Consider the following 19,787-nt stretch of genomic DNA (forward strand, 5'->3'; position numbering starts at 1 on the left):
GCGCAAGCAGGCATCAGTGCCCGAGCGATTCGATCTTCTCGCCGCCCGGCGCCGCCTGTTGCGGCCGCACGCTCTGCTTGACCAACAACGCGACGCAGGACATCAGCCCCGCCACCGCGATGGTCGCGAACACGTTCGCGAACGAGACGTGCCGCGCGGCCAGCTCCGCCACCAGGAACGAGCCGGCGATGCCGCCGAAGCGCCCGATCCCGAGCATCCAGGCCACGCCGGTGCCGCGCCCGGCGGTCGGGTAGAAGGCCGCGGCCAGCGCCGGCAGCGAGGACTGCGCAGTGTTCATCAGCACGCCGGCCAGGAACACGATCAGCACCAGCGCGCCGACATTGCCGGCCGCCTGCCCGATGAAGTAGACGCTCACGGCCGTCAGCGCGTAGCAGACGGCCACCACGCGATTCGCGTTGAAGCGGTCCATCAGCACGCCGCTGAGCACGGCGCCCACGCCGCCGAGCGGGAACAGCGCCGAGATCAGCGTGGCCGTCTTCGGCGCGAGCCCGGCATCCTTGAGCAGGATCGGCATCCAGTTGATCGAGGCGTAGAAGATCACCAGGCCCATGAAATAGGCGATCCACAGCATCACCGAGCCGACGATGTACTGGCGCGACAGCACCACCGCCGCGCCCTTGCCGCCGGTCTGCGGCGCCGTCTCCGTCATCACGAAGGAGCCGGCCTGCATCGCCGTGGCCGAGACGCGTGCCAGCGTCTCGCGAATCCGCTCGAGCGGCTTGCCGGTCGCCACCATGAAGCGCACCGATTCCGGCATCTGCGCCAGCAGCGCGACCACCAGCACCAGCGGCGCGATCCCGCCCAGCATCAGCACGCTGCGCCAGCCGAACTGCGGGATCATCCAGGCCGCCAGGAAACCGCCGAACGCGGCGCCCAGCGGGAAGCCGCAGAACATCAGGTTGATCACGGTGGCGCGGCGCTTGTCGGGGCAGAACTCGCCCATCATGGTGACCGCGTTCGGCATCGCCGCGCCCAGGCCGACGCCCGTCACGAAGCGCAGCGTGGTCAGCTCGCCGATGCTCGACGAGAACGCCGAGCCCAGGCAGGCCACGCCGAACAGCAGCACCGAGCCGATCAGCAGCGCGCGCCGCCCGAGCCGGTCCGACAGCGGCCCCGAAGCCAGCGCCCCGCAGGCCAGGCCGAACAGCGCCGCGCTCAGCACCGGCGCCAGATCAGGCTTGCTCAGGTGCCACTCCGACAGCAGCGATGGGGCGATGAAGCCGATCGCCGCGGTATCGAAACCATCCAGCAGCACGATCACGAAGCACATCAGGAAGATGAGCCATTGGAACGCGCCGAACGGCTGTTCGTTGATGAACGTCTGCACGTTCACGACGGGGCTACGGCTCATCGCAAGTCTCCTGCGGCGGTGGGCGGACTGCGCCGCCTCGGTCACGTTGATCGGTTCGACATGGCGGTAAATTCGCCTGACGAACAATGGTTCCAAAGTTGAACACTGTAGTGTTGCAACGCAAGATCGGTCAACGCGGGGTACTACCAATGCCAATCGTCATCATGCAGAAAGCCCCTTGTCGGCTTCGGCCGGCAAGGGGCTGTTGCGATGGCTTCGCGAGGGTCGAGGCGCCCGCTGGCGCCGGGCTTTACCGACCCGCGATCGCTCAGTTGTCGATCAACCTCAGCCGAATCAGGCTTTCGGCACTGGCGACGATCGCCTCCTCCTGCGAGCGCGGCGCCCAGCCCAGCAGGCGGATGGCCTTCTCGCTGGTGACGTTCATGTCCACGCCGAGCAGCGGGATCAGTCCCTTCATGGCAGGATTGCCGAGCACCACCTCGTCGGGCAGCAGCGCCGTCGGCACCTTGCTGGCGGCCTCGCCCAGCCGTTCGCGCAGCACCTTGGCGACATCGGCCATCCACAGGCTCGCGCCGCCGGTGGCCAGGAAGCGCTCGCCCTTGGCGGCCGGCTCGGTCATGGCCAGCAGGTGCAGGCTGGCGACGTCGCGCGCGTCGACGAAACCCGAGTTGATCCGCAGATAACCGGGCTGCCCGCTCAGCAGGTGCCGGATCAGGTGGATCGAGTGCGAATAGTCGGCGCCCAGCACCGGGCCCAGCACGGCCACCGGATTGACGGCCGACAGCTCGAGGCCGCCGCCTTCGCGCGCAATGAAATCCCAGGCGGCGCGTTCGGCCAGCGTCTTCGACTTCTGGTACGGCGCGATATGGCCGTCCACGTCGCTCCAGTCGGTTTCGTCGAAGGGGCGGCGGTGATCGGCACCGTGCCCGGCGCCGATCGCGCCGAATGCCGAGGTCAGCACCACGCGGCACACGCCCTGGTCGCGAGCGGCGCGCAGCACGCGCAGGTTGCCCTCGACGGCGGGACGGATCCAGGCCTGCTCGTCCTCGTTGGCGTATTCGCCCGAGGGCGTCGGCGAGGCGCCGTGCATCACGTAGGCGCAGCCGCTGGCGGCTTCGTCCCAGCCCGCGTCGTTCGCCAGGTCGGCCACCACGAAGGAGAGCCGATCGCCGGCCTCGACGCCGCCCGCCGCGAGCTGCCGGCGCACTTCCGCCTCGCGCGACAGCGAGCGGACCGTGGTGCGCACGCGATAACCCTGTTCCAGCAAGGCCAGCATGCAATGCTGGGCGATGAAGCCGGTGCCGCCGGTGACCAGTACCAGATCCTTGTTCGTGTCCGGCTGCGGAATTTCCTGATTCGACGACATGACAGCGCCTTCCCTCGATAACGATGAGCCGCCAGCTTAAGGCGCCGCCTCCGGACGGAGAATGCTTGAAAGTGCGCTTTACTTGCGTGATAGTGCGGACATGACTTCAGATCCTCTCTCCGACATCCTCAAGCTGGCCAAGGCGGAATCGCTCGTCACGGGCGGTTTCTCGGCCGGCGCCCCTTGGGCGATCCGGTTTCCGGCGCCTGCCTCGATCAAGTTCTTCGCCGTGGTGCGCGGGCATTGCTGGGCCTGCTTCGAGGGTGAGAGCGAAGCCCTTTACTTCGAATCGGGAGATGTGGGGCTGTTGTCGGCGCGGCGCTCCTTCGTGCTGTCCAGCGAGCCGTCGTTGAAGCCGGTCGATGCGATGAGCCTGTTTTCCGGCGCCGGCAAATCGACGGCGGTGATCGGCGACGGCCAGGATTTCGCGCATATCGGCGGGCATGTGCTGCTCGATCCCGAGGGCGGGCGGCTGCTTACCAGTGTGCTTCCGCCGTGGATCCGTATCCAGGCGGCGGCGCCGCAGGCTGCTGCTTTCAGGCAGTTGCTCGCGCAGCTCGTCGAGGAACGTTCGGATCCGCTGCCGGGTACGCAGCTCGCCTCGGCGCATCTGGCTCAGTTGTTGTTCATCCAGATCCTGCGTGCGCATATGGCGAATGAGGAAGCGCTGCCGGCCAGCTGGTTTCGTGTGATGTGCGATCGGCGGATTGCGCCTGCGCTGACGCTGATGCATGGCGAGCCGGCGCGTAACTGGCGGCTCGATGAATTGGCCGAGGCCTGCGCGATGTCTCGTACCACGTTTGCGCTGCGCTTTCGGACGGCGGCGGGGGTGGCGCCGTTGAGTTATCTGGCCGATTGGCGTATTCGTCTGGCGGAGCGGGCCTTGCGGGAAAGTAGCAGTTCGGTGGCGCAGATTGCGGAATCGGTTGGGTATACCTCCGAGAGCGCGTTTAGTAACGCGTTCAAAAAGGCGACTGGGCAGTCGCCTAGGGGGTATCGGGGGGGCGTGCGGCCTGCTGGTGCGGCTGATAGGGCGGAAGGGGTGGTTGGCGAGCTCGAGGCGGTAAAAACTGAGTAAGAGGCAGGCACGCGTGGGAAGTCGGAGTATCTGCAACCGGGTACGCAGACAATCAACGACTTACGTCCACTCCCATCACTGGTATCCAGGCAAGACCCCGTCAGAGTTCATGCGAATGGCCTACTGCCGCGCGGAAGTAGCGGCATAGCGTTGGATGCGATTGGCTGTAGCCGACCCGGAGCGGCCCTTCAGATTTATCCAAAGCGGCCGATCGTTGTGACCTGCGGCGGGATTTTGTAGCCACGCTCGATGAGTATCTTGGCTTCGGCGCGACTGCGAAATCATTCCCGATTAAATCGCTTCTCCCGCAGCGTGCCGTTGGAATCTTCAACGGAGTCGTTCTGCCAAGGGCGGCAAGAACGGACACAGCGTGTACGATCCGGTCTTCAAGAAACCATCCAAGGAGAGAGGAGTGAATCCGGAACAGGCCCGAACCGAAGAAACCCAGGCGATGGAGCGCATGGTGGCCGCCACGCTGCGCGTGCAGAGTACGTTCGCCTCGATGCAGAAGCAGTTTCCGCCGCAAGGCAGCGGGGAGCCTTCGCCATTCGCGCTGCAAACCTTTGATGCCGCTCTGCAGGAACTTGAAGACGCACAGGCCGCGTTCGATGCGCTGCTGAACGATCTGATCGACGGTAACCGCTAAAGGCTACGCCCTTATTACTTGACGAGGGCGCTTACGCGAAGGGGAACGGGCCTTCGAAATGCCCCACGTAACACAAGTGGGAGACTGCTGACTGACCGCGACCTGTCCAGCGATGCAGCATGTATGCAGGTGGTTCGAGAAAAGAAGCGGGCTGCGCGTCCGCTTCAACGCGCAGCGCAATCTGGGTGGTCGTGCTCGGGCAGGTGAGTACCGGAACGCTCCCAAGACGCGTCTGCATTGACCGGTGGACGTGCCCGGCAAGAATGCGATCTACATTGCTATGCCGCGCAAGAACCCTGGCAAATGCATCCGCATTTCGCAACCCGTAGATGTCCAGATAAGGAATACCGGTCATGAACGGTGGATGGTGCATGACGATAACCACGGTTCGACTGCGATGCTCGGTAAGTTCACTGTCGAGCCACGCCAAGGTTTCGGCGTCCAGTTCGCCGTGATGTAGTCCAGGAACGGAGGTGTCCAACGCCACGAGGCGTAGTTCGCCCACGTCTAGCGCGAATGAGAGTGCACCCTCGTTCGGAAGCCACGCGTGATCCGAAAACGCGGCTCGCAAATTGCCACGGTCGTCATGATTACCCGGCAGAACCACGAACGGTCGCCTCAACTCGACAAGCAATTCGCGAAGTTTTTGATACTCGTCTTCGGTGCCCTCGTCCGTAAGGTCGCCTGAGATGACAATCAGGTCTGGCTCAGGTCGAATGCGGTTCAGCGAATCGACGGCTGCCGAAAACATGACATTTGAATCCACAGCGTCTTGATATAGAACACCGTGAGGCCGAACATGAATATCCGAAAGTTGTGCGATGACCGTCATCCAGCGCTCCGTTGAATTTGACCTGCCGGTACAAGGATCACGGAGATTTTGGGCTAGACAAAATTCGCCCATCGACAGAACCTTTCTGTGGCAACGATCTTGCTCCACGCGCTTCCAATTGTGCGTCCGGGTGGCTGATTCGGGATGACAAGCAGGCGCTGGGTGGTGAAGCACGAAAGACCGCTTATGGCCGAGCACGGCCGGCCGCCACTCAGCAACGCGCGACCGTCGCAGATCGACCCGAAGCGATCGTTCGACATAGCCCGAAGCCGACATTCAACGGCCATGACGATACTTGGAGGCAGCCCGCCTTACCAGGGTGATTTCCTCTCACTCTTCAAGTCGCCGCAATCTCTACAGTAATTTCCGGTTCGGACGGAGATGCAACATCAACGACGTGATTCAGGCAATACGCAGCCCAATGCCTGTAAGGGCCTGGATGGTCATCGCAGGCCCATGACGCCTTGCGCATGTAGCTGAGATATTCCGAGCGAACGTATTCCCTGAAAAGTTTCCCTGACCCGTCGGAGGTCTCGGGCTCCCCCGACGCGTAGCTCTCGTTGACAACAGAGTACGCAATGTAGCTAGACCAGCGGATATCAAATATGAGACATCCAGGCAGATGCTCGATCGCGCGCGCTCCCTTAAGTATGTCGGTCAATTCAGGGGGTGAATCAAAGCCGAGCTTTGCCGAGTCGACGGCACCACCTTCGGTTGCCTCCAGAAGGACAAGTCGTAACGTCCCGTCGTCCAACTCGCCGATACCTCTGAGATAGAGATATCGACAGTCCAAAAAAATATCTGTCAATTTTGACATAGTGTTCGGAGCTCCCGGCGAGAAGCGGGTCGATTGTTAACGTGGTGTCGACTGTGGGACTGTTCGTTCCTGGCCGGAAGCCAACAAATGCCGCAGGCTGCTCTCAACCCGTTTCTGCCCGTCCACCAACCGCAATCAAAAGCCCCTCGCTACCCGATTTCCACCAACGCCACCCCACTAAATCGCTACAATCGCGACCTCCCCCCTTCGACAGCATCGAATTCGAAACATGCTGACCTCCTATTTCTGGAGTGGCGACGCCATCCGCAGTCGACGCGTCAGTGACATCGTTCTATCAGGCACGGTTGACGTGCCTGTTCCCTCCGCACGCGTGCTTGCGGATTGGGAGAGAGAGACATCGTCGCGGCTCGTACTGGAACCTGGGGATGTCGAGGCAATGCCTTTGGCGCGAACGCAGGCGCGCTGGCCGGACTACAAGCGCTGCGTGCAGGCAATGTCCGACTGGACATGCGCAATGGGACTACCCACCGTGCTTGCTTCCAGCGACGTAGCCCTCATGGCGTGTCGTGGCGCGCGGTACCACCATGACGGTGCGCAATATGGCGGTGCGGCCTTCTGCAATCTCTTCCTGAGCGAGGACCGCGGGCTGGACTTGCATTTTCCCTCCACGGGCCACCGTATTCCCCTGACCCGGGGAACAGCCGTGATATTCGATACGGGCCAGCCTCATGGCGTCATCCAGCGCCACAGTAGCGGCTTTAACGCGGTCGATTTCGCGCCGGACCAGGATTACATCCAGATATTCCTGACTTGGGAGCTTCCCATCGAAGACGCCCAGGTTGGGCAAGCGCTCGAGGTCGTCTTCGACGTTGCCCCAGCGACCGCGCTGCACCTGGATGAGGAGCAAGTCTGGTCGAACGGCGCACCCGCTGCTGTGTGCCCGGAATCTGGTCGCTGGCACCGGATTGACTAATTGCTCGGGTCACATCTCGGCGTTACCGTCGCATGCTCAACAGACTTCTGTTCAGCACGATAGCCGGCCAAGCGAAAAAGTCGTCACTTGACCGAACAGACCGCCGGCACGACGATTTCTTCACCCCCGTTGCGTCGACCGGTTGAATCCGCAATGTCCATCTGACGATCCCGAGCGCGTTGCTCGCGGTAGTCGGACAGCGGCAACCCGCCCTGTCCGAAATCATCGATCTCGTGTTCGTGGAAAACAACGGTCGTATCTTCATGCGGCTTGCCCATGACGGTAAACAGCAGGTCGGCGATACCCTTGTACACGGCGGCTTTCTGCTCGCGGGTCGTGCGCTCCGCACCAGGACTGGTACCCTCGCGCGTCACCAGGATGTTCACGATCGGCATATGGTTCTCCGGAAAGAAGGGAGGCGCTCGTTACGCGCCTCCCGTGCAGGTCAACGCCCGGCGATCAGTCCGCCGTCGACGTGAAGAATTTCGCCGGTCGAGAAGGCGGCGTCCTCGAGGTAGAGCACCGCTCGCACGATATCCTCGACCTCACCCAGCTTGTTCATGGGATGGAAGGCGGCCAGCTTCTCCACCATGCTCGGATCGTGCATGGGAGTGCGGATGACGCCCGGCGCCACCGCGTTCACGCGGATGCCGCGCGTGGCATATTCGATCGCCATGCTCTTGGTGGCGGAATTCATCCCGCCCTTCGTCAGCATCGCGATGAATGCGGGGGAAAGCGAGCTGGCGAATTCCGCCGTCGAGGCCGTGATTTGGACGACATGTCCGCTGCCCTGCTTCAACATCACCGGAATGACCTGCTGGGTGGTGAAGAAAAAACCGTCGAGGTTGGTCCTCAGCTTGAGCCGGTAATCTTCCTCGGTATAGTCGGTGAATGCCTTGCCGATAAAGATGCCGGCGTTGTTCACCAGCGTGTCGATGCGGCCAAATTTGTCCAGGGCTGCCGCGACCACGCGCTTGCCTGTCTCCGGGTCACCGATGTCGCCCGCGACGGTCACGACATCCGGATCGGTCGAGGGCTGAATCGAGCGCGACGTGGCGACGACGCCATAGCCACGGGCGCGAAAACCGTTGACGATGCCCTCGCCCATTCCCTGCGAAGCGCCGGTGACAATGGCTACCTTCTTTTGACTCATGATCTTTCTCCTGGCTGTTGATTGAACCCGGATGCCCTTGCATCTCGTGGTATGGCAAGCAGGTTATCGCTGGACTTCGGGAAAGAGGAGTCGCTATCCTTGCGCAATGACTGATAGAAAACGCACAGAATTCGACTGGCAGGACATGCGGATTTTCCTGGCGCTGGGGCGCTATGGAAGCCTGTCCGCCACGGCACGCGCACTGCGCGTCAATCATGCGACGGTGGCCCGCCGTGTCCAGTCGCTCGAGGAGAGCGTGGGTCGCAAACTGGTCGAGCGCAGGCCGGAGGGATACGTGCTGACGCCGGCCGGAAAAGACGCCTTGCAGGTGGCAGCGGAAATGGAATCCGCGGCGCAGACGATGCGGCATTCAGGGGCAGGCGAAGACGACGGCAGCCTTCGAGGCCTGGTGCGCATCAATGCGCCGCCCGCGCTGTCGCAGGGCTTCCTCCTTGCGCGCCTCACCCAGCTCACCGAGTCCCATCCCGGTATCGACATCGATCTCGCGACCAACCTTCGTTCGGTCAGCCTCGACCGTCACAAGGCGGATATCGCCGTGCGCGTGGGCAGCCTCGTCGACGCGGACCTCATCGCCAAGCCACTCGGCAGCATGGCATTCGGCTTCTATGGCGCGACATCGCAGTGCGAACGGATCGAGCGCGGAGAACCGCCGGTGTTCGTGAGTTTCAACGAGGAAAGCGCCGACATGCCGGGCACGAGCTGGCTGAGGCAACAATTCCCACACGCTCGTGTTTCGCTTCGCGCCGAGAATCACATCCTGCAAGCCATTGCGGCGCGCGACGGCGCGGGGTTGGCCCTGCTCCCCCACTACCTGGGCCGATGCCTACCCGGACTGAGCCTGTGCGCGCTGGGACCAACGCCTCCTGCGCGAGATATGTGGCTGCTCATACGCAGGCAGGACCGGAACGTGCCGACGCTACGCGTGGTGATGCAGCACCTGATCGATGCCTTCAAGGAAAGCGAAGCGCTTTTCGATGCATGAGGGTTCGATGCATCGGGCCTGCGGAGCGTTGTTGGCCAAGGCTCAGGAAGCGGCTCGGGTGGTTGTTTGCTTTCGATCCGGAGTGGTCTGTCGGCTCGCCCTAAAAGCAATCGTTGACGATATGGAGAGTTTTACGAAAAAAAAGTAACCTTCCGAGATCCGCCTACCCACGTCACGTGCGAAATGGATCTAGCTCGCCTTTCCCATCTATTCGGCCACCATATCGACGGGGCTGTCTTGGTGCAAGATGGTATCAACAAGATCTACCGCATCGAGAAGAGCGGCGCTCAGCCGCGTTATTTGCGGCTCTTTCGGCGGAGTGGCCGATCGCGAGAGGAGATTGATTTTGAACTTCATCTCCTCCACCAGCTTCCTGACATGGTCGGGGTGGCGGTGGCAAGACCGCTCCCGAACGTAGACGGCGCCCTTCTCTCGGAAGTGCTCGACGAAGATGAAACGCGTCTGGCTTGCATGTTCGAGGCGGCGGAAGGGCGGGTACCCAAGTCGGATGTAAGCGACATGAAGCAGCTGGGGCAAGCGCTAGCCATTCTCCATGAGGCCGCTCGTCGAGTTTCTTTGCCCTTTTCAAGACCAATGGATCCTTCCGCAACCATTCGGGATTCCGTCAGATCTTTGGAGAAAATCGGGGCAACGGGTCTGGCTATCGCACAGCAGATTGAACGGGAATGCGCCCATCTGCCATCCATGTTGACTCGTTCCACCTTGCCGTTCGGGCCCTGCCATGGCGATGTATGGGCAGGCAATGTACGAATGCTCGACGAGAAAGTTACTTTTTTCGACTTCGATGAATGTGGGTTCGGCCCCTACGTAATGGACCTTGCGACGCCTGCATGGCACCTTATCGTTCAGAAGAGATCGGAGGCAGGAACGCTTTGGAACGCGTTTCTTGGTGGCTATGAAAGTCAGCGTCAATTACACGATGCCGAAAAAGAAGTCCTGCCCTGCGCCATCATGCTTCGGCATATTAGCTCCCTACTATCCCTGGCGCGCTTCTGCACCTTACCCGAGGCGCTCTGGATTGATACGGCCGAGAGAACCCATTCGATTATCTCGGGATTCAAGGGTGCCAATCCGAAATTCGGCTTCCTATAGGAAAATTCATGACGCGACAGCATATTCAAAGCAGAGCTTGTTGGCGAGTTGGTTGCACGCCCGACATATCCGTTTGGCTATGGCGCAACCGGCATTCCGCGAAAATCTCCGGGCAACTGATGGCATCAACCCCATCTCGGGCGGCGAGCCGAACTGGATCAAAGCGTAAGGATTCCGTCGTCGCAACGCCCGGACGACAATTAGCGCCTTGAGGGAGGAGTCGATGCGAGCACCGTTTCAGGTTCTTGCCATCCCGTATCGTATCGGGAACAAAGGAATTACATTCGCTGCTCTCAAGCGTTCAGACGACGGCCATTGGCAAGGTGTGGCTGGAGGTGGAGAAGTCGGCGAAACGCCGTTGCAGGCAGCAATCAGGGAGTGCCGGGAAGAAGTCGGCCTTGGGTCGCGAAACACGGTGCGACGCCTGAAAAGTCAGGCCTCGATTCCTGTTGCGCATTTCACCGATCGCGAACACTGGCCGGCTGACGTTTTTGTCATTCCCGAGTATTGCTTCGGCTTGAATTGCACCGGCAAGGACCTTGTCCTTTCACGCGAGCATGTGGATGTGCGTTGGGGGACGTACCGATCGATCAATACCCTACTTCGTTGGGACTCGAACAAGACGGCTCTCTGGGAGCTCAACTGTCGTTTCGGCAATACATAGCTCCATGCCTATTCAATGGCAAACCGTTCCACCTTGGAAATTGGCAGCATGTTGAGGCTCATGGTCGAGAGTAAAGATACGTGCTCAAGATTGCGGTGACCTGCCCAACGAGCTAGCGACGCCGCAAACCTGTTTCACTTGCATGCCGGCATCGCGAGACGAATGGGCCGCGACTGTCGGGGCCACGCCACCAAGGTCGATTCAACACAACCGCGTCGCACTTCGGCGCTTCCCCCTCAGCGCCACGGCGGTGCAAATGCACCATACCGAAGCATCCCCGCACCGCCGGGGCGATTCCACACTCGCGCGCTAAAGCCCCCACGCGACGCTGCCGTTAGCCAGGGAGCGAGCGCGCGCGGACTCCGCGATGACGCTTCCAGACAACGCCGCCTTCCCGTATGAAGCTCGGCGGCAACCTTGGTGTCATCCTGGCGCATGCGATGCAACACAACCTGTTCTTTCGACTGCTCGGGCGCTTGCGGGTCGGCCGCAAGCTGCTGCTGATCTACCTGCTCGACCTGAGCGCGGTCGTCTATATCAGCGGCATCCTGATCCACGAGAAATACATGTCCATCGATTTCTCGCAAAAGGAGATCGTCGGCAACGCCTACCTGACCAGTGTGCGCGAGGCGCTGGTGCAAGTCGCCACGCTCAGCGCCGACGGGCACCTCGGCGTGCGCGAGATCGCGCGCACCGAAGCCGCGCTGTCCGCCGCCGAGCAGCAGTACGGCGCGGGGCTGCAAAGCGGCGAGCTGAACGCGCGCCTGCGCGCCGCGCTCGACGCGCTTGCCCATGCGTCGCCGGTGAATCGCGCCGGGGTCCTGCGCGACGCGTTCACGGCCTGCCGCGATCTGATCACGCGGGTAGGCAACCAGTCGAACCTGATCCTCGACCCCGATCTCGACAGCTATTACTCGATGTCGCTGTCCGTGCTGCGCTACCCCGCGCTGCTCGATGCGGTGGACGGCATCGGCCAGCGCCTGCGCGCAGGCACCGACGATACCCGGAGCCGGCGCGAGTTGAGCACCCGTTATCTCGTGCTCGAAGGCCAGCTCGACGCCGTCGCGCAGGGACTGCGCTCCGATTTCGCCGAGGCGGGCGCCGCCAACTCCGGCGTGCAGCGAACGCTCTCCGCGCCGACCGGCCAGTTGCTCGCGGCGATCGAGGCCTATCGCGACGCCGCGCGCCTGGTGGTGGCGGCGGGCGGCGCCGACGCCGCCGCGCGCGCGGCCGCCGACGCGGCCCAGCAGGCGCTGGTGGCCCGCGCGGGCGACGCCTGGCGCGCCACCGGCGCCGAACTCGACACACTGCTGCACTCACGCGTGAGCGCGCTGTTCTCACGCATGTGGCTGCACCTCGGCACCGCGCTGTTCCTGCTCTGCGGCATTCTCTCGATGGTCTACCTGGTGGCCCAGCAGATCTCGCGGCCGCTGCGCCAGCTCGCGCGCGTGATGGACACCGTGCGCCGCACGGGCGACCACGGCCAGCGTGCCACGTGGCACAGCCAGGACGAAATCGGCCAGCTCGTCAGCGGGTTCAACGACATGCTCGCGCAGCTCGATCACGAACGCGACGTGCAGAAGGAACTCGCCGCCAGCGCGCGCGCCGCGCAGGCACAGCACGCGCTGGTGGAGGCCACGCCGGTACCGATGATGGTCACCGCGGTACCCGGCCACGAGGTGCTGCACGCCAACCATCCGGCACTCTACTGGCTCAACGGCTGCACCTCGGACCCGTGGGCCTTGGGGCTCGATTCGGCGGTGCGCGCGCGCTTCTTCCAGCAGCTCTCCGACCGCGATGCCGTCGACCAGTTCGAGGTGCGCTGGAGGGCGAGCGAGGAACCCACCTGGGCCATGCTCTCGGCGCGCCGCCTCGAATTCCAGGGACGCGACGCGGTACTCACCGCGTTCACGCCGATCAACCAGATCAAGCTGATGGAGCAGCGCCTCGAACTGTGGGCGAAGGTGTTCGAGGCCTCGTCGGAGGCAATCCTGATCCTCGACAGCGAGCGTCGCCTGCTGACCGCGAACGCCTCGTTCTATCGCGCCACCGGCTATCGCGCCGAGAAGATCAGCGGCACGCTGCCCAACTTCGTCCTGGCAAGCGGAAGCGACCAGCCGCTGATGTCCCGGCTCGCGGCGCTGGTGGACATCTCGAGCGTCTGGAACGGCGAGGCCGTGGTGCGCCGGCGCGCGGGCGGCGACTATCCGGCCTGGCTCATGATCAGCGCCGTGCGCGACAAGCACGGCGCGGTTTCCCATTACATCTGCACGCTGATCGATATCACCGACCGCAAGAAGAGCGAGGCGCGCATCCGGTTCCTCGCCGAACACGACGTGCTCACCGAGCTGCCCAACCGCGCGCTGTTCACCAGGCGGCTCGGTACGGCTATCGAGCAGGCGCGGCACAACGACAGCCGCGTGGCAGTGCTGTTCATCGATCTCGACCGCTTCAAGGACATCAACGACACGTTCGGCCATCACGCCGGCGACGGGCTGCTGCGCTCGGTCTCGCAACGCTTGCTGCAGTCGGTGCGTGCGGGCGACACCGTGAGCCGGCTCGGCGGCGACGAATTCACGGTTCTGCTCGGCGGCGCGGGCAGCGCGGCCGACGTGGCGCATCTGCTCGACGAACGGCTGCTGCCGCTCATGCAGGAGCCGCACCAGATCGGCGGCATGACGTTGCAAGTGGCGTGCAGCATCGGCATCGCGCTGTATCCGGATCACGGCGAGGACATCGAGACGCTGATGCAGAACGCCGATGCCGCGATGTACCGCGCGAAATCGGGCGGCCGCAATCTCGTCAAGTTCTTCTCGCCCGAGATGGCCGAAAGCGTGCGCCACCGTCTCGAACTCGAAACCCATCTGCGCACCTCGGTGGAGCGCCGCGAGCTGTGGCTCGAATACCAGCCCTGCGTGCAGGCCGCGACGGACCAGTTGCTGAGCGTGGAGGCGCTGCTGCGCTGGAAGCACCCGCATCTGGGCATGGTGCCGCCCTCGCAATTCATTCCGATCGCAGAGGAAACGCGCCTCATCGTGCCGATCGGAGCCTGGGTGATCGACGAAGCGTGCCGCCAGATCGCGCGCTGGCGCGCCGCGGGCCTGCCCGAGATCCGCGTGTCGATCAACCTCTCGGTGGTGCAGTTGCGCGACGACGCGCAACTGGTCGACAAGCTGCGCGAGGGTCTGACGGCCCACGACGTCAAGCCGGACAGCCTCGAACTCGAAATCACCGAAACCGTGCTGATGGAGAGCGTCGATCACTATCTCGACACCGTCAACGAGATCCGCGCGCTGGGCGTGAAGCTCTCGCTCGATGATTTCGGCACCGGCTATTCGAGCCTCAGCTATCTGCATCGCTTCCCGCTCGACCGGCTCAAGATCGACCGCGCGTTCGTGAACGGCAGGCTCGATGCGCTCGCCGATCTCGCCGTGATCCGCGCCATCGTCGAACTCGGCCACGAGCTGGGATTGCGCGTGGTGGCCGAGGGCGTCGAGCAGGCGCACGAGGCGAACGCGCTCAAGCGCATCGGCTGCGACGAACTGCAGGGCTTCTACTATGCCAGGCCGATGTCGAACGAAGCACTCGAGCAATGGCTCAGGACGCGCGCCGCGCCGCGCGTGAGCGAAGCGGTCTGAGCGGGTGGCGCGATGGGGCAGCAGACCTGAAAAAGCCTCGCGCGACGCGGGCAACCCGCGGAACGACCATGCCGGCCTCGCGTGGATTTTTCCGGGAAGCGGGAATCATCTCGGTTAGACTGGAAACGCTTTGTACCTCGTAACAGCTTCGATTTTCCAGTGTATTCGCCAGTGCATGAACTTGGGGCCGCAAGGTGGGCGAGCGATGCCGCGTGCGCCACGATGGGCCGATGGAACGGAAAACGCCGGAGCACTCGGCATGGAGGAACATGATGCGACCAACGGAAAAAACTGAAGGCCACGCTTCCAATTTCGCCGAGCGCTTATTTGAACATGGCCTGTTTGCAAGTCGTTGGGTACTGGCGCCGATCTATGCGGGTTTAGCCTTCGGCATGATCATGCTATTGGTCAAGTTTTGCCAGGAGTTCTGGCATCTCGCCACGACCGTGCTGGATAGCGAAGTGGAAGACGTCATTCTCGGCGTGCTGTCGCTCGTCGATCTGTCCTTGATGGCGAACCTGTTGCTCATGATTATCTTCGGCGGCTACCAGAATTTCGTGTCCAGATTGAAGCTCGGTGGTCACGAAGATACCCCCGAGTGGATCGGGCATGTGGGATTCACCGATATCAAGTTGAAGCTGATGGCATCGATCGTCGCGATATCGGCCATCGAGGTACTGAGGGGATTTCTGTCGCTCGACAGGGTCGGCCTTCAAACCATCGTATGGGGTATCGCCGTGCACATGACATTCGTGGTGTCCGCGATCTTGCTCGCCGGGATGGACTGGATCACCGCGAAAACCCGGGCAATCAAGTAAGCGAGTACCGCAGCGAACTGTCCGTGGCACCTGCCATCGGCAAGCGGCTGGCGCTCTCCGGTATTGACAGACTATTTTCGCCTATCTAGTTTACTGGACATGACATCCAATAAACTGGAATAGTTGCGATGAACGTCCACGATCGAATCGCCGAACGCCTGCGCGCCCTGCGCGATGCCCGCGGCTGGTCGCTCGAAACACTGGCCGAGCACAGCGGCGTGAGCCGCTCGAACATTTCCCTGATCGAACGCGGCCAGAGCAGCCCGACCGCCGTCGTGCTCGACAAGCTCGCCACCGCGCTGGCCGTGCCCCTCTCCTCGCTATTCGGCGAAAGCGGCGAGAGCGAAGCCCCCTCGCCGATCGCCCGCGCCGCCGATCAACCGCTATGGACCGACCCCGCCTCGGGCTACCAACGCCGCCAACTCTCGCCGGCGCTGCGCTCGCCGATCCAGCTCGTCGAGGTGCATTTCCCACCCGGCGCACGCGTCCATTTCGACACCAGCGCGCGCGACGCCGACATCCACCAGCAGATCTGGCTGCTCGAAGGCGTGATGGAGATCACCGCCGGCACCACCGCCTGTCGGCTCGAAGCCGGCGACTGCGTGGCGATGCGGCTCGACAGCCCGATGCAATTCCACAACCCCACGCGCCGGCCCGCCCGCTATTTGGTGGCACTGAGCACGCGCTGATCCGAGCCATCATGACCTCGCAAACCACGCCCATCCAAGCCCCCCGCATCCGCCGCCTCGACGCCGACGAGGCCCGCGCGAAGATTCCCGAACTCGCCGAGGTGCTGATCGATTGCGTCGAAGGCGGCGCCTCGGTCAGCTTCATGCTGCCGATCGCGCGCGACACCGCACTACGCTTCTGGCAAGACGTCGCCGACGAGGTCGCGCTCGCGCGGCGCGTGCTGCTGGTGGCCGAGGATGCAGCCGGCATCACGATCGGCACCGTGCAGATGATCACCGCGCAACCGGAAAACCAGCCGCATCGCGCCGATATCGCGAAGATGCTGGTGCACCGGCGCGCGCGCCGGCAAGGCGTGGGCGAGGCCTTGATGAAGGCCGTCGAGGCAATCGCGTCAGAGGAAGGAAAGACCGTGCTGGTACTCGATACCGTCACGGGAGGCGCCGCGGAGCGGCTCTATCGCCGCGCGGGCTGGCAGCGCGTGGGCGACGTGCCCGGCTTCGCGCTGATGCCGGATGGCGCCTTGTGCGGCACCACCTTCTATTACCGGCACGTCGCCGCGAGCTAAGCGCGCATTGGGCTGAACGACCCAACGCTCAAAGCGTGGCCTCGCCCACCTGCACGCGGCCGCGCAACCGCTTGCGCAGCCAGAAGGTCCAGACCATCAAGCCGCCGAAGGTCACATAGCTGAGGATCGGCGTAACCACCAAGGTGCGCTCGATCGGCCAGTTCCAGGCGCACCAGCTACGCACGCTGCACTCGATCACCAGCCCGAGCCCCCACATCAGCGTGATGAGACGCAGGGCCGAACGCACCGAGGCGCTGTCCTCCCACAAACGCTCGAAGCGTTCCACGCCGCCCTCGCCTTGGCGCGCCACGGTCGCGCGCGTCAGGTAGTAGGTGATCGGCCGCTTGAACACCAGCGACACCAGGAACACCACGCCGATCGTGCCCGACACGAAGGACTCGCGCACCAGCAGCAGGCGCGGGCTGCCGCCGCCGGCCATCAAGGCGATCGACAGCGCGATGCCGAGCAGCGCGATGGCGGAGAGCGCATCCACGCGCCGCGTCCTGGCGAATTCGACGATGCCCCACAGCAGCGGCGGCACGGCCGAGGCATACAGCGCGCCCGATTCTCCCCAGCTCGGCAGGGCGAGCCGGTATACCACCCACGGCAGCACGAAATTGACGGCCAGCTCGGCGACGAAGGCAACGCGGATCTTCACGGGAGGGGAACCTCGCGGATAAAACAGGGCGGGGTCAGTATAAAGGCGAACGGCCACCGAGGTGGCCGTTGCATCGCCGGTGCCGCGCCGGGGCGGCGAGGCGGATATCGCGCGCGGCGCCTACAGCGCGATCGGCGCGTTGCCGCGACGCGGCGCGGCAACCAGCCCGCTGCGCTCGACCAGCGCGCCGAACAGCAGGCCGATGGTGGCCCACAGAATCGCCTGCATGCCGATCGCGGCGACGCGGAACTTCCATAGCACCACGGCCGGGAACGCTGCCGGCACCTCGTTGATGGTGGGCAGCGCGAACTGCACGGCGGCGAGGATCGCGATATAGAGCAGCCCCGCCACGATCGAGGCATTCCACTGCCCCATGCGCGCGGCCAGCGAGCGCCGGAAGTTCAGCGAGAACACGCCGACAGCGATCGAGATCGCGATCATCAGGAAGAACAGCCCGGTGCGATAGCCGATGGTGTCCGGGTCGCCCACCGAGGGCGGGTTCGCCGGGTACTTGAGGTTCGGCACGATCACCAGCGAGACGAAGGCGGCCGCCGCGAGGCAGGCCGACAGCGTGCGCGGCTGGCGGCTGCCGATGCGGCCGTGCACGAAGGCGAAGCTCAGCGCGAACAGCCCGCCGAGCGCGGCGCCATAGACGATCACGCCGGTGCCCAGGCCAAGTCCGGCCTGCGTCGGGCGGCTGACGAGTTCCGGCTCGGGCGCCTCGCCCTTGGCCGCATCGATCTTTTCCTCGAAGGCGATGGCCTGATCGACCTGCGGCTCGCCGGCAAAACGGGCGAAGCCGAACACGAAGATCCCCGCGGCGATGCCGGCCAGCATCCCGCGTACCAACAGTTTTCCGACCATGGAGCCCCCGTCAGTGGCAGGGGAAGCCGAGCAGGTGGCGCGCGTCGTGCACGAACTCATGCACGTACATGCCCGGCACGATCGAGGTCGCGCCTTGCTCGGCGCCGACGAAGTACAGCGCCAGCAGCATCAGCAGGCCGCCGAACACGATCCACGGCATCAGCTCGCGGACGGGGATGGGCGCCGGCACGGCAACCGGCTTGAGGGTGGCTTCGGACATATTCGACTCTCCAGGGGATGACGCGCCCCGCTCGACAATGACTGTCAACGGAATGAAAGGATGCTCCATGTGCAGGTCTGGCTTCCGGGAAGGCCGGCTCCCCGGTTACAGTGGCGCGACCGCGCCGGCTTCGCACCGGCTTCCGCACATCGCAACGGCTGGATTCTACGCAAGATGGGCGGTGAACGGAAATCGCGCGCCGCCATGCCGGAGCGCCTCGCCGAACACAATGAAACGATGACGCTCACCGTCCGACTGATCTCTCACGCCGCGAATGCCGAACTGCGCGCCGGCAGCTTCCCCGACGACGCGCCGCTCGACGCACGCGGCCTGGCCGAAGCGGCACGCGCCGCCTCGCATTGGCGCTGGCCGCGCGAAGCCCGCGCGCTCAGTTCGCCGGCGCTGCGGGCGCGGCAGACCGCCGAGGCGCTCGGCCTGGATGCCGAGCCCGAACCCGCCCTCTCCGACCTCGATGCGGGCCGCTGGCGCGGCAGAAAATTGATGGCGATAGCGAACGAGGCGCCGGAACAGCTCGAAGCCTGGATCACCGATCCGGCCGCCGCGCCGCCCGGCGGAGAATCGCATCTCGAGGTGCTGCGGCGCGTCAGCGCCTGGCTCGATGCGCTGCCGGCGAGCGGCAGTTTCGTCGCCGTCACGCACGCGGCCGTGCTGCGCGCCGCGCTCGCGCATGCGCTCGGCATCTCGCCCGAAGCGATGCTGCGTATCGATATCGCGCCGCTCAGCGGGATCGAATTGAAGCGTTCGCCGCGCGGCTGGATCGTGCGTCTCGACGACAAGCTGCCTTCGATCGCAGCGCAACACGATTGAAGCCGCGCGCGCCGCTACCAGAACACCATGCGCTTCGGCGCCATGGTCAACGCAAGGGCAGCTTCACCGAGGATTTCAGCTCGCGCATCGACACGGTGCTGAGCATTTCCTTCACACCGGGCAGTGTGCGCAGGCGGTCGAGCACGAATTCGGAATAGGTATCGAAATCCTCGGCGAGGATCTGCAGCAGGTAGTCGTGCGCGCCGGTGGTGTTGTGGCAGGCGATCACCTCGGGCATCGCCATCACGCCGGCCTCGAAGGCGCGGCAGACCTTCTGCGTGTGGTTGTCGAGCGAGATATTGACGAAGGCCACCACGCCGAAGCCGAGCATGCGGCGGTCCAGCATGGCCTGGTAGCCGCGGATCATGCCGCTCGACTCGAGCCGCTTCAGGCGCTTCCAGCAAGGCGAGGGCGATAGCGAAACCTGCTCCGCGATCTCGGCATTACTGAGTCGCCCGTTCTCCTGAACAATCTGAAGTATTTTCATGTCGGTCGCATCAATCTCGACGCTGCGACTGCCTTTATTCATCGATTGGCCTTTCGGGAAAGATCGTTCCAAATTATAGG

At 63.7% G+C, this 19,787-nt stretch carries 21 protein-coding genes; 11 read left to right on the plus strand and 10 right to left on the minus strand.

The annotated features are described in order from the left end of the window. Positions 1 to 13: 13 nt before the first annotated feature. Together BM43_RS12615 and BM43_RS12620 are read right to left on the minus strand one after the other, a co-directional pair. Entirely contained in the window at positions 14 to 1,372 is a 1,359-nt protein-coding gene (locus tag BM43_RS12615; protein WP_036055360.1) for an MFS transporter, read from the minus strand. 268 nt (positions 1,373 to 1,640) lie between these two features. After that, positions 1,641 to 2,699, minus strand: coding sequence for an SDR family oxidoreductase (locus BM43_RS12620; protein ID WP_036055359.1), 1,059 nt, complete (start codon positions 2,697 to 2,699; stop codon positions 1,641 to 1,643). Positions 2,700 to 2,760: 61 nt separating this feature from the next. On the opposite strand from BM43_RS12620, the gene BM43_RS12625 reads away from it, so the two are divergent. Together BM43_RS12625 and BM43_RS12630 are read left to right on the plus strand one after the other, a co-directional pair. Continuing rightward, the gene (locus BM43_RS12625; protein WP_036055358.1) at positions 2,761 to 3,777 is read left to right on the plus strand and encodes an AraC family transcriptional regulator; all 1,017 of its coding nucleotides are present in this window, start codon (positions 2,761 to 2,763) and stop codon (positions 3,775 to 3,777) included. A gap of 412 nt (positions 3,778 to 4,189) precedes the next feature. Next, positions 4,190 to 4,423 (plus strand): hypothetical protein, encoded by a 234-nt coding sequence (locus tag BM43_RS12630; protein ID WP_014724550.1) that lies wholly within the window; start codon positions 4,190 to 4,192, stop codon positions 4,421 to 4,423. 31 nt (positions 4,424 to 4,454) lie between these two features. On the opposite strand, the gene BM43_RS38790 is transcribed toward BM43_RS12630, so the two are convergent. Together BM43_RS38790 and BM43_RS40345 are read right to left on the minus strand one after the other, a co-directional pair. Continuing rightward, the gene (locus BM43_RS38790) at positions 4,455 to 5,255 is read right to left on the minus strand and encodes a phosphodiesterase (RefSeq protein ID WP_014724549.1); all 801 of its coding nucleotides are present in this window, start codon (positions 5,253 to 5,255) and stop codon (positions 4,455 to 4,457) included. A gap of 337 nt (positions 5,256 to 5,592) precedes the next feature. Beyond that, positions 5,593 to 6,072, minus strand: a complete 480-nt coding sequence (locus tag BM43_RS40345; protein WP_144417653.1) for a hypothetical protein — start codon at positions 6,070 to 6,072, stop codon at positions 5,593 to 5,595. 229 nt (positions 6,073 to 6,301) lie between these two features. Here BM43_RS40345 and BM43_RS12635 point away from each other — a divergent pair, with 229 nt between their 5' ends. Then, entirely contained in the window at positions 6,302 to 7,006 is a 705-nt protein-coding gene (locus BM43_RS12635; protein WP_036055357.1) for a hypothetical protein, read from the plus strand. A gap of 83 nt (positions 7,007 to 7,089) precedes the next feature. Here the strand turns inward: BM43_RS12635 and BM43_RS12640 are convergent, their stop codons facing one another. Further along, complete coding sequence (locus BM43_RS12640) at positions 7,090 to 7,401, minus strand: tautomerase family protein (protein ID WP_036032839.1); 312 nt, start codon at positions 7,399 to 7,401, stop codon at positions 7,090 to 7,092. A 50-nt stretch (positions 7,402 to 7,451) separates the two neighbouring features. Continuing rightward, on the minus strand, positions 7,452 to 8,159 hold the full coding sequence (locus BM43_RS12645) for an SDR family NAD(P)-dependent oxidoreductase (protein WP_080742077.1): 708 nt from the start codon (positions 8,157 to 8,159) through the stop codon (positions 7,452 to 7,454). A gap of 106 nt (positions 8,160 to 8,265) precedes the next feature. Here BM43_RS12645 and BM43_RS12650 point away from each other — a divergent pair, with 106 nt between their 5' ends. From BM43_RS12650 to BM43_RS12675, 7 genes are all read left to right on the plus strand, one after another. Continuing rightward, on the plus strand, positions 8,266 to 9,162 hold the full coding sequence (locus tag BM43_RS12650; RefSeq protein WP_036055355.1) for a LysR family transcriptional regulator: 897 nt from the start codon (positions 8,266 to 8,268) through the stop codon (positions 9,160 to 9,162). A gap of 183 nt (positions 9,163 to 9,345) precedes the next feature. Further along, on the plus strand, positions 9,346 to 10,275 hold the full coding sequence (locus BM43_RS38795) for a phosphotransferase enzyme family protein (RefSeq protein ID WP_080742076.1): 930 nt from the start codon (positions 9,346 to 9,348) through the stop codon (positions 10,273 to 10,275). Positions 10,276 to 10,498: 223 nt separating this feature from the next. Beyond that, positions 10,499 to 10,939, plus strand: coding sequence for an NUDIX domain-containing protein (locus BM43_RS38800; RefSeq protein ID WP_080742075.1), 441 nt, complete (start codon positions 10,499 to 10,501; stop codon positions 10,937 to 10,939). Positions 10,940 to 11,379: 440 nt separating this feature from the next. Next, positions 11,380 to 14,577, plus strand: coding sequence for an EAL domain-containing protein (locus BM43_RS12660; RefSeq protein ID WP_036057100.1), 3,198 nt, complete (start codon positions 11,380 to 11,382; stop codon positions 14,575 to 14,577). 230 nt (positions 14,578 to 14,807) lie between these two features. Beyond that, entirely contained in the window at positions 14,808 to 15,395 is a 588-nt protein-coding gene (locus tag BM43_RS12665) for a TIGR00645 family protein (protein WP_230676393.1), read from the plus strand. A 128-nt stretch (positions 15,396 to 15,523) separates the two neighbouring features. After that, complete coding sequence (locus BM43_RS12670) at positions 15,524 to 16,084, plus strand: helix-turn-helix domain-containing protein (RefSeq protein WP_036055352.1); 561 nt, start codon at positions 15,524 to 15,526, stop codon at positions 16,082 to 16,084. Between the two features lie 11 nt (positions 16,085 to 16,095). Next, positions 16,096 to 16,650 carry a GNAT family N-acetyltransferase gene (locus tag BM43_RS12675; protein ID WP_042285019.1) on the plus strand — a complete coding sequence of 185 codons (555 nt, stop codon included), beginning with the start codon at positions 16,096 to 16,098 and terminating at the stop codon, positions 16,648 to 16,650. A gap of 28 nt (positions 16,651 to 16,678) precedes the next feature. Here the strand turns inward: BM43_RS12675 and BM43_RS12680 are convergent, their stop codons facing one another. From BM43_RS12680 to BM43_RS12690, 3 genes are all read right to left on the minus strand, one after another. After that, complete coding sequence (locus BM43_RS12680) at positions 16,679 to 17,308, minus strand: VC0807 family protein (protein ID WP_025097407.1); 630 nt, start codon at positions 17,306 to 17,308, stop codon at positions 16,679 to 16,681. A 120-nt stretch (positions 17,309 to 17,428) separates the two neighbouring features. Next, positions 17,429 to 18,172: a CbtA family protein gene (locus BM43_RS12685; protein ID WP_036055351.1), complete on the minus strand. Its 744-nt coding sequence runs from the start codon at positions 18,170 to 18,172 to the stop codon at positions 17,429 to 17,431. 10 nt (positions 18,173 to 18,182) lie between these two features. After that, positions 18,183 to 18,392: a CbtB domain-containing protein gene (locus tag BM43_RS12690; protein WP_017918960.1), complete on the minus strand. Its 210-nt coding sequence runs from the start codon at positions 18,390 to 18,392 to the stop codon at positions 18,183 to 18,185. Positions 18,393 to 18,629: 237 nt separating this feature from the next. On the opposite strand from BM43_RS12690, the gene BM43_RS12695 reads away from it, so the two are divergent. Then, complete coding sequence (locus BM43_RS12695; protein ID WP_036057095.1) at positions 18,630 to 19,220, plus strand: histidine phosphatase family protein; 591 nt, start codon at positions 18,630 to 18,632, stop codon at positions 19,218 to 19,220. A 46-nt stretch (positions 19,221 to 19,266) separates the two neighbouring features. Here the strand turns inward: BM43_RS12695 and BM43_RS12700 are convergent, their stop codons facing one another. Continuing rightward, positions 19,267 to 19,749 carry an Lrp/AsnC family transcriptional regulator gene (locus BM43_RS12700; RefSeq protein WP_013691463.1) on the minus strand — a complete coding sequence of 161 codons (483 nt, stop codon included), beginning with the start codon at positions 19,747 to 19,749 and terminating at the stop codon, positions 19,267 to 19,269. Positions 19,750 to 19,787: the final 38 nt, after the last annotated feature.

Source organism: Burkholderia gladioli (genome assembly GCF_000959725.1).
GTDB lineage: Bacteria > Pseudomonadota > Gammaproteobacteria > Burkholderiales > Burkholderiaceae > Burkholderia > Burkholderia gladioli.

What these genes read in the sequence shown, in the direction of transcription:
- BM43_RS12615 (WP_036055360.1), bottom strand. Translation starts at nt 1,372, where the DNA reads ATGAGCCGTAGCCCCGTCGTGAACGTGCAGACGTTCATCAACGAACAG.
- BM43_RS12620 (WP_036055359.1), bottom strand. Translation starts at nt 2,699, where the DNA reads ATGTCGTCGAATCAGGAAATTCCGCAGCCGGACACGAACAAGGATCTG.
- BM43_RS12625 (WP_036055358.1), top strand. Translation starts at nt 2,761, where the DNA reads ATGCTTGAAAGTGCGCTTTACTTGCGTGATAGTGCGGACATGACTTCA.
- BM43_RS38790 (WP_014724549.1), bottom strand. Translation starts at nt 5,255, where the DNA reads ATGACGGTCATCGCACAACTTTCGGATATTCATGTTCGGCCTCACGGT.
- BM43_RS40345 (WP_144417653.1), bottom strand. Translation starts at nt 6,072, where the DNA reads ATGTCAAAATTGACAGATATTTTTTTGGACTGTCGATATCTCTATCTC.
- BM43_RS12635 (WP_036055357.1), top strand. Translation starts at nt 6,302, where the DNA reads ATGCTGACCTCCTATTTCTGGAGTGGCGACGCCATCCGCAGTCGACGC.
- BM43_RS12640 (WP_036032839.1), bottom strand. Translation starts at nt 7,401, where the DNA reads ATGCCGATCGTGAACATCCTGGTGACGCGCGAGGGTACCAGTCCTGGT.
- BM43_RS12645 (WP_080742077.1), bottom strand. Translation starts at nt 8,159, where the DNA reads ATGAGTCAAAAGAAGGTAGCCATTGTCACCGGCGCTTCGCAGGGAATG.
- BM43_RS12650 (WP_036055355.1), top strand. Translation starts at nt 8,266, where the DNA reads ATGACTGATAGAAAACGCACAGAATTCGACTGGCAGGACATGCGGATT.
- BM43_RS38795 (WP_080742076.1), top strand. Translation starts at nt 9,346, where the DNA reads ATGGATCTAGCTCGCCTTTCCCATCTATTCGGCCACCATATCGACGGG.
- BM43_RS38800 (WP_080742075.1), top strand. Translation starts at nt 10,499, where the DNA reads ATGCGAGCACCGTTTCAGGTTCTTGCCATCCCGTATCGTATCGGGAAC.
- BM43_RS12660 (WP_036057100.1), top strand. Translation starts at nt 11,380, where the DNA reads ATGCAACACAACCTGTTCTTTCGACTGCTCGGGCGCTTGCGGGTCGGC.
- BM43_RS12665 (WP_230676393.1), top strand. Translation starts at nt 14,808, where the DNA reads ATGGAACGGAAAACGCCGGAGCACTCGGCATGGAGGAACATGATGCGA.
- BM43_RS12670 (WP_036055352.1), top strand. Translation starts at nt 15,524, where the DNA reads ATGAACGTCCACGATCGAATCGCCGAACGCCTGCGCGCCCTGCGCGAT.
- BM43_RS12675 (WP_042285019.1), top strand. Translation starts at nt 16,096, where the DNA reads ATGACCTCGCAAACCACGCCCATCCAAGCCCCCCGCATCCGCCGCCTC.
- BM43_RS12685 (WP_036055351.1), bottom strand. Translation starts at nt 18,172, where the DNA reads ATGGTCGGAAAACTGTTGGTACGCGGGATGCTGGCCGGCATCGCCGCG.
- BM43_RS12690 (WP_017918960.1), bottom strand. Translation starts at nt 18,392, where the DNA reads ATGTCCGAAGCCACCCTCAAGCCGGTTGCCGTGCCGGCGCCCATCCCC.
- BM43_RS12695 (WP_036057095.1), top strand. Translation starts at nt 18,630, where the DNA reads ATGACGCTCACCGTCCGACTGATCTCTCACGCCGCGAATGCCGAACTG.
- BM43_RS12700 (WP_013691463.1), bottom strand. Translation starts at nt 19,749, where the DNA reads ATGAATAAAGGCAGTCGCAGCGTCGAGATTGATGCGACCGACATGAAA.